Source organism: Chitinimonas arctica, from assembly GCF_007431345.1.
GTDB lineage: Bacteria > Pseudomonadota > Gammaproteobacteria > Burkholderiales > Chitinimonadaceae > Chitinimonas > Chitinimonas arctica.
In genome coordinates, this window is record NZ_CP041730.1 from 1917373 (window position 1) to 1932040 (window position 14668).

At 59.8% G+C, this 14668-nt stretch carries 16 protein-coding genes and 1 tRNA gene; 11 read left to right on the plus strand and 6 right to left on the minus strand.

All coding sequences use genetic code 11. The features are described from left to right. Positions 1-48 precede the first annotated feature (48 nt). Positions 49-828 carry a MetQ/NlpA family ABC transporter substrate-binding protein gene (locus tag FNU76_RS08665; RefSeq protein WP_144277825.1) on the plus strand — a complete coding sequence of 260 codons (780 nt, stop codon included), beginning with the start codon at positions 49-51 and terminating at the stop codon, positions 826-828. A 143-nt stretch (positions 829-971) separates the two neighbouring features. Continuing rightward, the gene (locus FNU76_RS08670) at positions 972-1565 is read left to right on the plus strand and encodes a 6-pyruvoyl trahydropterin synthase family protein (protein WP_144277826.1); all 594 of its coding nucleotides are present in this window, start codon (positions 972-974) and stop codon (positions 1563-1565) included. Here the strand turns inward: FNU76_RS08670 and FNU76_RS08675 are convergent. The 6 genes from FNU76_RS08675 to mutM all read right to left on the minus strand — a co-directional run bounded on the left by FNU76_RS08675 (position 1562) and on the right by mutM (position 6322). Further along, positions 1562-2284, minus strand: a complete 723-nt coding sequence (locus tag FNU76_RS08675; RefSeq protein ID WP_144277827.1) for a hypothetical protein — start codon at positions 2282-2284, stop codon at positions 1562-1564. The two genes, FNU76_RS08670 and FNU76_RS08675, sit on opposite strands and share 4 nt — an antisense overlap. Continuing rightward, on the minus strand, positions 2254-2700 hold the full coding sequence (locus FNU76_RS08680; protein WP_144277828.1) for a VanZ family protein: 447 nt from the start codon (positions 2698-2700) through the stop codon (positions 2254-2256). The genes FNU76_RS08675 and FNU76_RS08680 overlap by 31 nt, the downstream gene beginning before the upstream one ends. A 197-nt stretch (positions 2701-2897) precedes the next feature. Then, positions 2898-3221, minus strand: coding sequence for an H-NS histone family protein (locus FNU76_RS08685; RefSeq protein ID WP_223879269.1), 324 nt, complete (start codon positions 3219-3221; stop codon positions 2898-2900). Between the two features lie 142 nt (positions 3222-3363). Continuing rightward, positions 3364-4563, minus strand: a complete 1200-nt coding sequence (locus tag FNU76_RS24495) for a P-loop NTPase family protein (RefSeq protein ID WP_223879270.1) — start codon at positions 4561-4563, stop codon at positions 3364-3366. Next, a complete protein-coding gene (locus FNU76_RS24500; protein ID WP_223879271.1) occupies positions 4506-5321 on the minus strand; it encodes a dynamin family protein in 816 nt (271 codons plus the stop codon). The genes FNU76_RS24495 and FNU76_RS24500 overlap by 58 nt, the downstream gene beginning before the upstream one ends. A gap of 176 nt (positions 5322-5497) precedes the next feature. Beyond that, entirely contained in the window at positions 5498-6322 is an 825-nt protein-coding gene (gene mutM / locus FNU76_RS08695; RefSeq protein ID WP_144277829.1) for a bifunctional DNA-formamidopyrimidine glycosylase/DNA-(apurinic or apyrimidinic site) lyase, read from the minus strand. 87 nt (positions 6323-6409) lie between these two features. Here mutM and FNU76_RS08700 point away from each other — a divergent pair, with 87 nt between their 5' ends. From FNU76_RS08700 to FNU76_RS08740, 9 genes are all read left to right on the plus strand, one after another. Continuing rightward, positions 6410-8182, plus strand: a complete 1773-nt coding sequence (locus FNU76_RS08700) for a tetratricopeptide repeat protein (RefSeq protein ID WP_144277830.1) — start codon at positions 6410-6412, stop codon at positions 8180-8182. A gap of 1 nt (position 8183) precedes the next feature. Then, on the plus strand, positions 8184-8747 hold the full coding sequence (lolB, locus tag FNU76_RS08705) for a lipoprotein insertase outer membrane protein LolB (RefSeq protein WP_144277831.1): 564 nt from the start codon (positions 8184-8186) through the stop codon (positions 8745-8747). Then, positions 8744-9583 carry a 4-(cytidine 5'-diphospho)-2-C-methyl-D-erythritol kinase gene (gene ispE / locus FNU76_RS08710; protein ID WP_144277832.1) on the plus strand — a complete coding sequence of 280 codons (840 nt, stop codon included), beginning with the start codon at positions 8744-8746 and terminating at the stop codon, positions 9581-9583. Before lolB ends, ispE begins: the two co-directional genes overlap by 4 nt. A 22-nt stretch (positions 9584-9605) precedes the next feature. After that, positions 9606-9680: transfer RNA gene (locus tag FNU76_RS08715), tRNA-Gln, on the plus strand. Between the two features lie 111 nt (positions 9681-9791). Beyond that, entirely contained in the window at positions 9792-10742 is a 951-nt protein-coding gene (locus FNU76_RS08720; RefSeq protein WP_144277833.1) for a ribose-phosphate pyrophosphokinase, read from the plus strand. Positions 10743-10831: 89 nt separating this feature from the next. Next, entirely contained in the window at positions 10832-11431 is a 600-nt protein-coding gene (locus tag FNU76_RS08725; protein ID WP_144277834.1) for a 50S ribosomal protein L25/general stress protein Ctc, read from the plus strand. Positions 11432-11512: 81 nt separating this feature from the next. Next, a complete protein-coding gene (gene pth / locus FNU76_RS08730) occupies positions 11513-12127 on the plus strand; it encodes an aminoacyl-tRNA hydrolase (protein WP_144277835.1) in 615 nt (204 codons plus the stop codon). A gap of 110 nt (positions 12128-12237) precedes the next feature. After that, on the plus strand, positions 12238-13329 hold the full coding sequence (gene ychF, locus FNU76_RS08735; protein WP_144277836.1) for a redox-regulated ATPase YchF: 1092 nt from the start codon (positions 12238-12240) through the stop codon (positions 13327-13329). Positions 13330-13429: 100 nt separating this feature from the next. Beyond that, entirely contained in the window at positions 13430-14563 is a 1134-nt protein-coding gene (locus FNU76_RS08740) for a Fic family protein (protein WP_144277837.1), read from the plus strand. Positions 14564-14668: the final 105 nt, after the last annotated feature.

Here is a 14668-nt window from a genome sequence, read left to right on the forward strand (position 1 = left end):
TCCTGCTTCCCCAAACCTATTTGAATCCCACTGCCCGAGGACCAAACCATGAAACTGCTGAACTCGCTCTTGATCGTTGCCACCAGTGCAGTCGCATTAATCGCACACGCCGAAAAATTGACCGTCGCGGCCACCGCCCTGCCCCATGCCGAAATCCTGGAATTCATCAAGCCGGCCTTGGCCAAGCAAGGGGTGGAACTGAACGTGAAAGTGTTCACCGACTATGTCCAACCCAATGTGCAGTTGGCGGAAAAGCAGGTCGATGCGAACTACTTCCAGACCAAGCCTTATTTGAGCGAATTCAATAAAAACCGCGGTACCGGCCTGGTAGCCAATGTGGCGGTCCACGTCGAACCGTTCGGCGCCTACTCGCGCAAGGTCAAGAAGGCTGCCGAGCTACAGGAAGGCGCCGTGGTAGCCATCCCCAACGAGGCATCCAATGCCGGCCGCGCCCTGGTGCTTTTGGCCAAGCACGGCGTGATCAAGTTGAAGGATCCAAGCAATATCCTTTCAAGCGTCAAGGACATCAGCGCCAATCCGAAGAAGCTGAAGTTCAAGGAACTGGAAGCGGCCACCTTGCCGCGCATCCTGGACCAGGTTGACCTGGCGCTGATCAACACCAATTACGCGCTGGAAGCCAAACTGGTGCCCACCCGCGATGCGCTCTTTATCGAAGATGCCCACTCGCCTTACGCCAACTACCTGGTCACCCGTAGCGACAACCAGGCCGCCCCCGTCGTGAAGAAACTGGCGCTGGCGCTGACCTCGCCCGAGGTCAAGAAATTCATCGCCGACAAGTACAAGGGCGCCGTGATTTCCGCTTTCTAAATGTTCCACGCGTGGTACCCGCACCGGCAAGTGCGGTTTGTTTGGCTTGTCTCACTCCATCGGTAGTTATTACGCCACGCCTTGTGCGTGGCTTTTTTTTGGGCGGATGGCACAATTGCGCCATTCCTCCCTTGGTAACACCCATGCTGATCCGCAAGCTGTTCAAGTTCGAAAATGCCCATATCGTCCGCAATTGCAGCAGCGATCGTTGCCGGCACTCGATCCACGGCCATAGTTACAAAGTGGAAGTACTGCTGCAGGCCAATGCGCTGGACCATGGCCAGATGGTTTACGACTTCGGCCTGATGAAGGGCACGATACGCGACGTTATCGACGCCTTCGACCATGCCATCTGCTTTTGGGATCGCGACGAAGCCGACTATATCGCCTGGGCCAAACGCTATTCGCAGCGCTGGATCGCCATGCCGGTCTCGCCATCCGCCGAACAGTTCTCCCGGCTATTCTTCGTGCTGATCGACGCCATCCTGGCCAATACCCGGATGGCCAACGGCGAACAGGATGTAACGCTGCACTCGGTGATCGCCCACGAAACCGAAACGGGGTATGCGCAGTGTTTCCGCGAGGATGCCTATAACCCGCGCATGGGTGACATCAAGCTGGAAGAAGTCGTCTTCTCCGATCAGTGCCGCGCCGAGTGGCATGACCCGGCCATGCTGGAAAAATTGCAGCGTGGCGAGAAATTCACCAATCCCACCATTGCATTGCAGGTCCGCTAAGGCAGCACTACCGAATGGCGAGCCTGCCGCCAGTCCAGCACCATCAACCAGAACAGGTAGGCTGCCGCCAACCAAGGCCAAGCTTCCGACATGGTCTGGGTCAGGCCGCTGAAATCACGCAGGTGGCCATAGGACCATTTGAACAGGCTGGCCATGCCGACCGGTTGGGCTGTCAGCGGCCACAATGCTTCCACCAATTGCGCCATGCCCAGGCAGAGCAGGGCCATACGGGCTTGCCAGCGCCGCTGCAGACGCACCAGCACCGCCAGCAGCCCCCACGCCAGCAAGGCGCCCGCCAACACGTTCAAATTGAACCAGGCGAGGAATTCCGTCGGTTTAAGCAAAGCGCCGGCGAACAGCACCTTCAACAGCAAAGCGGTCAATACCAGCCCAAAAATGGCCAGCACGGCATTGCGCCGCTGCGCCAGCAGGGTAGTCACCAGCAGACCCACCGCTGTGACGCTGAGCATCACTCCCACGCCTTCCAAGGCTCGCAGGAACAGCAATGCATTGCTGATGGGCGATACCCACGGCTGCGGCAGGCCTACCGGCTGCACGACCACCCCGAACAGCGGGACGGCCGGGTTCAACTGCGTCAGTAGCCACAACACCATCAGCGTCAGTCCGAAATCGGTCAGCGGCCCTTCGCGAAACCAGCGCTGCCGCCGGACATGCCAGCCACGCACGATCAGCAATTTGGTGGATAGCCCAGCCAGCAAGGCGCCGCCAAGACTGCCGGCGGTGTTGTACAGCAGATCGAGATTGGAGGCGACACGCCCCGGCAGGAATTGCTGTACGAACTCGACCGAGCCCGACAGCAGCCCCCCAGCGCCAAAGCCAGGAGCGGGGCGTACCAGCGGCAGCGGAAAAATAGCGCCCAGGCGTAGCCCAGCGGCATATAGGCCAGCAGATTGAGGGTGTTGTCCGAGGCGGTATGATAATAAGGCAGCGGATAGCCGAAAAAAGCGAATATCGGCTCGCCGGTATAGCGCCAACCGCTGAATGGATACCAGCTGGTAACCAGGATGACCGCATGCCAAGCGAACAGAAAATGCCGCCCCAGCCAGGACGGCACGGTATCACGAGCGAGATAGGAGATCGGCAATTGCCAGCGCATGGCGGGCAAGCTTATCACGGCGCCGATGGCTGGAAATATTTGCCGTCGATCCGTCGCATGCCGGGAGGCGGCGGAGACAGTGCGGCACTGCGCAAGCGGCTGGACGCCAGCTTGTGCAGACATGTCGAAACAAGTCCACCCGCCCTGCTTTGGATGGTTTACAAACAATAAAAAAGGAAGCCGAAGCTTCCTTTTTTATAAGCGATGCAGCTGGCTTATACGCGCAGCGAATCGATATCGCCACCCTTGGCCAGGTGATCGGCAACCCACTGTGGCTTACGGCCACGGCCGCTCCAGGTTTGCTCCGGATTGGCTGGGTTCTTGAATTGCGCAGCGACAGGACCACGCTTGCCACCGCGCTTGCTGGGCGCTTCGGCGCCGAGCAATTCGGTCAGGCTGAAGCCACGCTCGGCGGCCAGCTTTTGCAGGTCGGCAATCGCCTTGTGCTTGTCTTCGACCTTGCGGCGGGAAATCTCGCGCTCCAGGTCTTTCAGCAGTTGATATAGCTGGGGCAAGGTCAGGCCGGACAATTCCACCATTTTCATTTCTCCTATTACTTACGCGTTTTTTGGTCGGAAGACTCGCATTTATTATGCAGCGGTCTAAACAATCAATCAACCCACTTATCAATAAAATCGCCGCACAAGGCGGCGATATGTCATTGGTATATAAATGCTTATTTTACGCGACGTGCCGTGCCGCCGGCTTCATGGCGTCATTGAGGGCCTCATAAGCCCGTTTCAGGCGCACATCCAATTCAGTCAATTGTTGCTGAATTACCGCGTCGATCTCGCTCAATTCTTCAATCCTGTCCTCCAGCGTGTCGGTGGCCTTGTGTATGCGCTTCACACTTTCCAAACGCCGGCGAAGCTGGATCTGGTGCTCGCGCACCTGCGTCTCCATCGGCGCCATCACGGCCTTTAGCCAATTCTCGGCATCGCGATTGGCAACGTCGTAAACATATACGACACGGCTGGCGATGGTTTCCAGGAATTTTTTGATCAACTTGTTTTGCGAGGTGGTGAGGATAGCGCCCACGGTATTGAAATGCTCGTGGAAACTCTTCTCCAGCCGGGCAATTTCCTTGTGGTATTTCAGCGTGGAAAATGGCGGCGGAGTGACGGCGCCCAGGCCATGCTCGTCGCTGAATTTCTTGTACATGCCGGCCATCATGGCCTGGATTTCGGCAACTTGCTCGGCGGACTTGGTTATGTTGCCGTTCACATCCTTAAAGAATTTCTGCATAGCACCGGTAAGGCCGGACGATAGGCTGGAAGCATCCATTTCCATGCGTATCTTGGTAATCCGGTTCTTCAGGCCGTCCATGCCCAGGTAGCCGAACAGCACGTTGGTCTGCTGCGAGAACACGCTCCGCAAGGCCTGGAAGCGTTGCATGCCGCGTTCGAAGTGGCTTTTCTCTTCCTGGATCTTGTCCAGCATATGCTCGATCACGTCGCGGTTCTTGCCCCGCAAGGCGGTCAGCTCATCCAGTTGCTCCCTGACGCCGTCGCGGCGGGCGCCAAGAATGCCGCGGGTGGCCAGGACCAGGTCTTCCACTTCGGTCTGGGTATTATCGCGGACGATTTCCTGCTTAAAGGGAATCAGGTCTTCCGAGAGCGCACGTTCAAGCAATTTGAGACGGCTTTTTTCCAACAGCTCGTCATCGTCATTGATCTTGCCGACCAGGCCTTTCTGGGCCGACACCGGAAATACCTGGCTACTCTTTATACCCAGCAATTCGGCGCTGGTCTTGACCTGCTTGTCGATCTCCGCATTTATCTCGGCTTCGCTCTTGAGGCTGTCCCACAAGCCGTCGATTTTGTTCAGGACGGCAATACGCCCGCGCTGCCCCCTTGCGCCTTGCCGATATGATTGCGCCATACATCGATATCGGTCTTGGTCACGCCGGTATCGGCCGCCAAAATAAACAGGATGGCGTGGGCATTGGGCAGAAGATTGAGGGTCAACTCAGGTTCGGTACCGATGGCATTGAGACCAGGGGTATCCAGAATCACCAAGCCTTGCTTCAGCAGCGGATGCGGGAAGTTGATTACCGCATGGCGCCAACATGGAATTTCGATCTTACCGGCCTGCACCGAGAGTTTATGGTCGGGATCCGCTTCGTCGAATAGCCCCAGCTTTTTAGCTTCGTCGACGCTTACCCATTTTTTCTGGCCCACTTGCTGAAATGCAGCCAGCATGGCCTCGCCCGAGTCGATATCGAGCGAAACGGTCGTCCACTCTTCGGGGTAGCGCCGATATTCGGAAGTGGTGGTGTCGCTGGCGCGCGTTTCAATTGGCAACAGCTGGATGCAATTCGGTCGCGACGCCTCATATTGCAGCTCGGTCGGACACATCGTGGTACGCCCGGCCGACGAAGGCAGCAGGCGCTGTTTATATTCCGCGAAGAAGATCGCGTTTATCAGCTCCGACTTGCCGCGCGAAAATTCGGCGACGAAGGCGATGTTCAGTTTGTCCTCGCGCAGCTTGTCGATCAGGTGCTGGATGCGCATATTGGTTTGCGCATCATTGAGATCCTGCTCGGAAAGCCAGCGCTGCAATTCGCCCAGACGCTGAATCAGATTACCGCGCCATTCGCTGTAGGCTTCGAAATTGGCTACCAGATTATCGTGCGACATCCTAATTCCCTTCGCGCGGCGCAGCGTTCCGTCTGCAGGCGCATGTTTTGACGATATAAAGTTCATTGTCATTAAATAACGCGGGGCGCGGTCGCGCAAGCGCGGTCATCGGCATTGACATACCGCGCAGCGGGATTCATGCATCCGCGCCCCGATAGTGGCATCACGCCACTTATTCAACGCGGCTGGCAATCCACGCACCAAAACGTGGCGCGCTGCCCCAGGCGGGCATGCCGCACGGGACTACCGCAACGCAAACACGGTTGTTCTTCACGGCCATAAACAAAATAGCCTTGCTGGAAATAGCCCGGCCGGCCTTCGCTGTCGACGAAATCCCGCAAGGTGCTCCCACCGGCCGCGATCGCTTCGGTCAGTGTCTCGACCACCACCCGCACCAAGCGTTCGCAATCGGCCAGACTCAGCTTACCGGCCGGCCGATCCGGCCGGATGCCGGCGCGGAACAAGGCCTCATTAGCGTAAATATTGCCAACGCCGACCACGATATGGTTGTCCATCAGGGCCAACTTGATGGCGACCTGCTTGCCTTCCAGTGCGGCCTTCAGATACTTGGCGGAGAAATCCGCCTCCAAGGGCTCCGGCCCGAGATTTGCCAGCAAGGGATGCGCGAACGCCTCGCCAGGCTGCCATAACACGGCGCCAAACCGACGCGGATCACGATAACGCAATACCCGGGGTTCCGGCAGATCAATCAGCAGGTCGATATGGTCATGCTTGGCGGGCGGCACATCGGCCGCCAATACCCGCAAACTGCCCGACATACCGAGGTGCAGGATCAAATGGCCATATTCCAGGTCGAACAACAGGTATTTCGCCCGACGCCTGATTCCGGCGATGCGCCGTCCCGCCACCAGCTCATTCAATGCCGGCGGCACCGGCCAGCGCAACCGCCCGTCGCGTACCACCGCCCCGCTCAACTCGACGCCGCCAATAGCAGCCTCGATACCGCGTCGGGTTGTTTCGACTTCCGGCAATTCAGGCATAGGGTCGATTAGAAAGAGTTAAGATAACAAGGCGGCCGACTATAGCATGGCCGCAAACGTCGCCACGTGGCGACCAAGGATACGAGCATGACTATCAGACCTTCCCACCGCAGCAGTGCCTTGCTGCTTATCGCCGGCCTGCTGGCAGGCTGTGCGACGCCGCCCGCGGCCAACACCGAAAACGCCGCGCCAACCGCGCCTGCCCGCGCCCCAGCCATCAGCGAAAAGCCGGTCGAATCGGTAGTCATCCGTGAAGACGCCAAGTATCCCAAGCAGGAACTAAGCCGCGAACTGCTGTTCGGGATTCTGCTGGGCGATTTCGCGGCCCTCCATGGCGACAAGGCGCTGGCAGCCGATACCTGGCTGGAACTGGCCCGCCGTACCCGCGATCCGCGCGCGGCCAAGCGCGCGGTGGAGATGGGTTTCGTAGCAGGCAAGGCCGAGCACGCATTGATGGCGTCCAAGTACTGGCGCGAGCTGGAGCCCGACAGCCTGCCGGCGCGCCAGATGGAACTCAGCGTACTGGCCCGCGTCGGCAAATTGGCGGAAACGGAAGCCGCGCTGGCCAACTGGATGAAGGACCGCCCCCAGGACGTGCCAGGCATCCTGATGCAGGCGCATACATTGTGGTCGCCGCAAGCCGACAAGCAAGCCATCCTGGCACTGATGAAACGCCTGGCCGCGCGCCATCCGCAATTACCGGAAGCCTCGCTGGCGATCGCACTGGCGGCGAATCGCGCAGGCGATGGCGCGGCTGCCCTGGCGGCCGCCGACAACGCGATCCGGCTCAAGCCGGACTGGGAAGCGGCCATCCTTTACCGCGCCGCCCTGACCGAAGCCAATCCGGCGGTAACGGTGCAATACCTGCAAACGGCCACCCAGCGCCTGCCCAAGTCGCGCGAGATCCAGGCGGCCCTGGCGCGGGCATTGACCGACGCAAAACGCTACGCCGACTCCCGCCGTATATATATGGGCCTGGCGCAAACCTATCCCGACGAGGTCGAGTACCTGGTCGGGCACGCGCTGGCCACCATGCAGCTGCGCAATTACGCCGAAGCCGAAGCCCCCCTCACCCGCGCCTTGGAACTCGGCGTCAGCAAACCCGCGGTACTTCACTACTACCTGGGCATGGTAAGCGAAGAGCAAGGCAAGTTGACCGCGGCACGCGAGCACTATCTACAGGTAAGCGACAACGAACAAAGCGTGCCGGCCGCCGTGCGCCTGGCCCGCATCGAAGCCAAGCTGGGCAACCGCGAAGCGGCTTTGGCGACGCTGGAACGTTTGCCGCAGATCACCCCTTCGGACCAGGTCGCCCGCGTACAGCTGGAAGCGCAGATCTGGCGCGAACTGAAGGACCTCGGCCGGGCCCGCGCCACGCTGGATGCCGGCATAGGCAAGCACGCCGACAACGCCGATCTGCTCTACGATCGTTCGCTGGTATTCGACCAGCTAGGCGATCTGCAAGCGGCCGAGAAAGATCTTCGCCAGTACCTGGTACTCAAACCCGACAGCCCGATCGGCCTGAATGCGCTTGGCTATACCCTCGCGAATCGAACCCAACGCTTCGAAGAAGCGGAGTCGCTCCTGCGCAAAGCGCTGAACCAAGAACCCGACAATCCGGTGATCATCGACAGCATGGGCTGGCTACAGTATCGCCGGGGCAATCTGGAAGAAGCCGCCAAGTGGCTGAATCGCGCCTTCACCACCCTGCCTGATCCGGAAATCGCCGCCCATTACGGCGAGGTGCTGTGGCAAGCCGGCAAACATAAGGAGGCCCGCAAAATCTGGGCCGAGGGCAAAAAGCTGGATCCGGCGCACGAAGTACTCAGCGAAACCATGCAACGCTTGAACGGGGAGTAGCATGGTGCGTTTCAAATGGCTGGCAACCGTGCTTGCCGGCCTGCTTCTGGCTTCCTGCGCCACCCAGCGGCCGGCGCCGGCCGCCTTGTCGCAATTGCCCGCGCAATACCATGTCAGCGGCCGTGTCGCCGTGAATGCGGCCGGCAAGGGCTACAACGCCCGCTTTAGCTGGTCCCATGCCAGCACGCTCGACACGGTCGATATCAGCAATCCGCTGGGACAGGTGCTCGCCCGCCTGGAATTGGACGGCGACGACGCACGCTTCTTCGACGGCAGCGGCAAGCTACGTGCCGCGGACGATATCGAAGCGCTCAGCGAACGGGAACTGGGCTGGCGGCTGCCGGCCAGCGGCCTGCGCTTCTGGCTGCTGGGCCTGGCCGACCCCGGCAGGCCGGCCATCTGGACCAAACTGAGCGATGCCAATCAACTGGAGCAGGATGGCTGGACCATACGCTATCCGCTCGAAACCGCCGGGACCGCGCCCACCCGCCTTACCTTGTCGCGGCCGGATCTCGAAGTCCGTATCGCACTCTACGACTGGCAATTGGCCAGCAGCACGCCATGACCGTATTCCACGCTTTCCCCGCCCCCGCGAAACTCAATCTCTTTCTGCACGTGACCGGCCGGCGCAACGATGGCTATCACCTGCTGCAAACGGCATTCCGGCTGATAGACCACGGCGACACCGTGCATATCGCCATCGATGGCAGCGGCAATGTGGTGCACGAGAATCCGCTACCCGGCGTACCGGCCGATACCGATCTGATCGTTCGCGCCGCACGCCTGCTGCAACAGGCCACCGGCACCCGGCAGGGTTGCCGCCTGCGGATCGATAAGCGCCTGCCGATGGGCGGCGGTCTGGGGGGGGGCAGTTCGGATGCGGCAACGACGCTGATTGCGCTCAATCATCTATGGCGCCTGGGCCTGAACCGTGGCCGCCTGCAGGAGTTGGGCCTGCAATTAGGCGCCGATGTACCGTTTTTCGTATATGGGCGCGATGCATTCGCGGAAGGCGTAGGCGAGGCGCTGCAGCCGATTTCCCTTCCGGCTCAATGGTATGCAGTGCTTATCCCACCGGTATCCGTACCTACCGTCGAAATTTTTTCCGATCCGGCCTTGACACGGAACAGCGAGCCCATAATAATGGCGGCCTTTCCGAGCTACCAGATCCGCAACGATCTGGAAGCAGTAGCAAAAAGGAAGTATCCGATCATCGCCGAATACCTAGCCTGGCTAAGCCAGTACGGCAAAGCGATGATGACCGGATCCGGTGCTTGTGTATTCGCTGCATTCGATACTCAGATTGACGCCGAGCGTGTGATAAAGGCAATGCCTGCCGAGATGCAGGGGTTTATCGCACCAAGTTTGATGCAGCATCCTTTGCTCGATTTGCTCGATTGAGTCATTCGGTCAAGCAGGTTGTAGGGGAGTCGCCAAGTGGTAAGGCATCGGATTTTGATTCCGACATTCGTAGGTTCGATCCCTACCTCCCCTGCCAGTTTTTGCCCTGCAATCGGGCACTACGCGAATGCGTACGTTTAACGCAAGAAAAAATCAGAAAGCGTGTAATGTCGATTACACGCTTTCTTTTTTTGTTAAGGATCAGGACATGGCCTACGAAAGCTTGATGGTCTTCACTGGCAACGCCAACCCACAGTTGGCCGACGCTGTCGCCAAGCACCTCGATATCACCGTCGGCCGTGCAACCGTAGGTCGTTTCAGCGATGGCGAAGCCACCGTCGAACTACTGGAAAACGTCCGTGGTCGCGATGTATTCGTGCTGCAATCCACTTGCGCACCGACCAACGACAACCTGATGGAAGTCTTGCTGATGGTGGACGCGCTCAAGCGTGCTTCCGCCGGCCGCATCACCGCCGCCATGCCCTATTTCGGCTACGCCCGCCAGGATCGCCGTCCGCGCTCCGCCCGGGTGCCGATTTCCGCCAAGGTGGTCGCCAATATGCTGCAGGCCGCCGGCGTCGACCGCTTGCTGACCGTCGACCTGCATGCCGACCAGATCCAGGGCTTCTTCGACATCCCCGTGGACAATATCTATGCCACGCCGGTCCTGCTCGACGACGTCCGCACCAAGAATTACGAAGACCTGATGGTGGTTTCGCCTGACGTAGGCGGCGTACTCCGCGCCCGCGCCATGGCCAAGCAGCTCAATACCGAGCTGGCCATCATCGACAAGCGCCGCCCCAAGGCCAATGTCGCCGAAGTGATGCACATCATCGGCGACGTGGAAGGCCGCACCTGCCTGATCATGGATGATATGGTCGATACCGCCAACACCCTCTGCAAGGCCGCCGAGGCCCTCAAGCAGCACGGCGCCAAGCGGGTTCTGGCTTACTCGACCCACCCTGTCCTGTCCGGGCCGGCCGTCGAGCGCATCGCCCAATCGGAACTGGACGAGCTGGTGGTAACCGATACGGTACCGCTGAGCGAAGCCGCCAAGAAATCCCCGCGCATCCGTGTCGTCAGCCTTGCCCCTTTATTGGCCGAGACGCTGCGCCGTATCAACAACGAAGAGTCGGTATCCACCCTGTTCGTTGACTAATTCCACGGCTGGCCTTTTGGCCGGCCGTTTTAGCAAGCATTGCCTGGTCGCGGGCAGTGTTTTTATTGAGTTGTTCAGGAGCAAGATCCATGACTATCGAAGTTATCGCCAGCCAACGCGTTGAACAGGGCACCGGAGCGAGCCGCCGCCTGCGTCGCGACGGCAAGGTCCCCGGTGTGGTCTACGGTGCCGATCAGGCCCCCGTTGCCGTTACGCTGGACCACAACAATCTGTACCACGCCATGCAACACGAAGGCTTCCACGCTTCGATCCTGAACCTGAAGATCGACGGCAAGGCCGAACCCGTGCTGCTGCGCGATGCGCAATACCACCCATGGAAGCAGATCGTCATGCACGTCGACTTCCAACGCGTGAACCCGAACGAAAAGATCCATATCAAGGTGCCGTTCCACTTCATCAACGCCGATGTCGCTCCTGGCGTGAAGACCGGTGGCGGTATCGTTTCGCACGTGATGACCGATGCCGACGTGTCCTGCCTGCCAGGCAAGCTGCCGGAATTCATCGAAGTGGACCTGAAGAACCTGGAAGCAGGCCATTCCATCCACCTCGGCGACCTGACGCTGCCGGAAGGTGTTGAGTTCGTCGCGCTCAAGCACGGCGACAACGCCACCGTAGCCACCATCCTGTCCGTACGTGGTGCTGCTAGCGAAGAAACCGCCGCCGCTTAATCGGCCGCGCTCCTTCTGAAACGGCTCGTCGCCCCAAGGGCCGGCGGGCCGTTTTTACTTTGGTCATCTCGTATATAAATCATGAGCGCATCCCCTATCCGCCTGGTCGTCGGCCTAGGCAATCCCGGCCCCGAGTATGCCGATACCCGTCATAACGCCGGCTTCTGGTGGGTAGACGCCTTGGCCCGCGAGCTGCGGCTGGACCTGAAACCGGAAAGCAAATTTTTCGGCTTCAGCGCCCGGGCCAAGCTGGGCGAGGGTGAAGTCTTTCTACTCCAGCCCACCACCTATATGAACCGCTCCGGTCACGCCGTGGCGGCCTTGGCGCGTTTCTACAAGATACTGCCGCAGGAAATCCTGGTGGTGCACGACGAACTGGACCTCCTGCCCGGCGATGCCAAGCTTAAGCAGGCAGGCAGCCATGCCGGTCACAACGGTCTCAAGGATATCCAGGCCATGCTGGGCAGCAGCGATTTCTGGCGCCTGCGCCTGGGCATCGGCCACCCGCGTACCCTGGGCCTGAACCAGCCGGTGGTCGATTTCGTACTGCATCGTCCGCGCCAGGACGAGCAGCCGCAAATCGAGGAGGCCATCCTCCGCAGCTTGCAGGCCTGGCCGGCCTTGGCCCGTGGCGAAATGAGCCACGCCACCAAGACCATCAATACCCGCCCGAAGGCGCCCAAGGGTGAGGGCTAGCCAAGCCGAAGATGTTTCGCACCAGCCTGCCCCGTTGGCGGCTGAACCACAATGGCGTGCCGCTCGCGCGCTACCCGATCTAAAATCATGTTTTCCCGGAAGGAACTCCCATGAGCCTGAAATGCGGCATCGTCGGCCTGCCCAATGTCGGCAAGTCCACCCTGTTCAATGCGCTTACCAAGGCCGGCATCGCTGCCGAGAACTATCCTTTCTGCACGATCGAACCCAATGTCGGCATCGTCGAAGTCCCGGACGCCCGCCTGGCCGAGCTGTCCAAGATCGTGAACCCGCAGAAGATCCAACCGGCCATCGTCGAATTCGTCGATATCGCCGGCCTGGTGGCGGGCGCCAGCAAGGGTGAAGGCCTGGGTAACCAATTCCTGGCCAATATCCGCGAAACCGATGCCATCGTGAATGTGGTGCGCTGCTTCGACGACGAAAACGTCGTCCACGTCGCCGGCAAGATCGATCCCCTGGCCGATATCGAAGTCATCCTGACCGAACTGGCCCTGGCCGATATGACCGCCGTGGAAAAAGCCATCCAGCGCGAAGGCAAGAAGGCCAAGCAAGGCGACAAGGATGCACAACGGCTGGTGGCCATCTGTGAATCCCTGCTGCCCCACCTGGACCAGGGCAAGCCGGCCCGCACCATGGCCCTGAGCGAAGAAGACCGCGACTTGCTCAAGCCACTGTGCCTGCTCACCATCAAGCCCGCCATGTATGTCGGCAATGTGCTGGAAGACGGTTTCACCAACAACCCCCACCTGGAACGCCTGCAAGCGCACGCCGCCAAGGAAGGCGCACCGGTCGTGGCGCTGTGTGCCAAGATCGAGATGGAACTGTCCGACCTGGACGACGAAGACAAGCTGGCCTTCCTGGAAGACCTGGGCCTGGAAGAACCAGGCTTGAACCGGCTGATCCGCGCCGGCTACAAGCTACTCGGCCTGCAGACCTACTTCACCGCCGGGGTGAAGGAAGTACGCGCCTGGACCATCCATGTCGGCGACACCGCGCCGCAAGCCGCCGGCGTGATCCACACCGACTTCGAACGGGGCTTTATCCGCGCCCAGACGATTTCCTACGACGATTTCATCGGCTACAAGGGCGAACAAGGCGCCAAGGAAGCGGGCAAGATGCGGGCGGAAGGCAAGGAGTATGTGGTGCGGGATGGGGATGTGTTGAACTTCCTGTTTAACGTCTGAACTGCCTATCGGCATATAGTGCGGCGAATAAGCACCTATTCGCCGCACTTGTTGCGGAGAATGTATTCCCCTTGCGGCGAATACACCTCATAATCTCCGCATGAACTGCGGCGATTACACTTACATCTGGCAGGCCAGTGACTGGCCGAATTGGCGCTACGATCTCGCAGCGCTTGCCTCCCCTCTGTCGCAAGTCAGTCAGGCACAGGGGCTGTTGCTCGGCCGGCTCGCCGACATCGGCATAGGGCTGCGCGGCCAAGCCAGTCTTGCGGCGCTGACGGATGATGTGCTCAAGACCAGCGAAATCGAGGGTGAGCAATTGAACGTCGCATCCGTACGTTCATCCATTGCGCGACGCCTGGGAATAGACATCGGCTCACTCGCGCCTGTGGATCGCCATGTGGAAGGCGTGGTGGAGATGGTGTTGGATGCCACCATCAACAGTACCTCGCTGCTGTCGCAAGAGCGCCTATTTGGATGGCATGCCGCACTCTTTCCCACTGGCTATTCCGGCCTAAGCAAGATCACCACCGGCATCTGGCGCGACGATGCACACGGCCCCATGCAAGTGGTTTCCGGCGCTTTCGGACGGGAGCGCGTGCACTACGAGGCGCCGTCAGCCGAACGCCTAGACATCGAGATGGCTCACTTTTTTAAGTGGGTGAACGCACCGGACCAGACCGAACCAGCGTTGATCCGTGCTGGCCTGGGACATCTGTGGTTTGTAACCCTGCACCCATTCGACGACGGCAATGGCCGTATTGCCCGCGCAATTGGAGACCTTCTGCTAGCGCGTGCCGATGGTAGCCCGCAGCGCTTCTACAGCCTGTCGGCCCAGATTCAGCGTGAGCGCAAAGCCTATTACGCCATTCTGGAGCGCACGCAAAAAAGCAGTTTGGATGTGACCGAGTGGTTGCTGTGGTTCCTGCATACGCTAAGCGAAGCCGTCGGCCATGCTCACCGCACGCTGGACGCCGTGTTGGATAAAACGCGTTTCTGGCAACGCCTTTCCGGGGCCGCACTCAACGAACGGCAAGTGAAGGTGCTCAACCGCCTGCTAGATGGTTTCGAGGGAAAACTGACCAGCAGCAAGTGGGCAGCCCTTGCCAAATGCTCGGCAGACACCGCGCTACGTGACATCAATGAACTGGTGGCGCTGGGGGCACTACAACGCTCGGGGTCTGGTGGGCGCAGCACCAGCTATGAGCTGGTGGAGCGAGAAGACACGCGTTGAAGTTTCTTTAGCTATCCCATCGGACACATACCGATACTTTTTCACTCCCCCCGCGAACCGTTTTGCCGTCTCGGCTCCTCTTAGCCAAGGAGGGTTGCCCTCGAA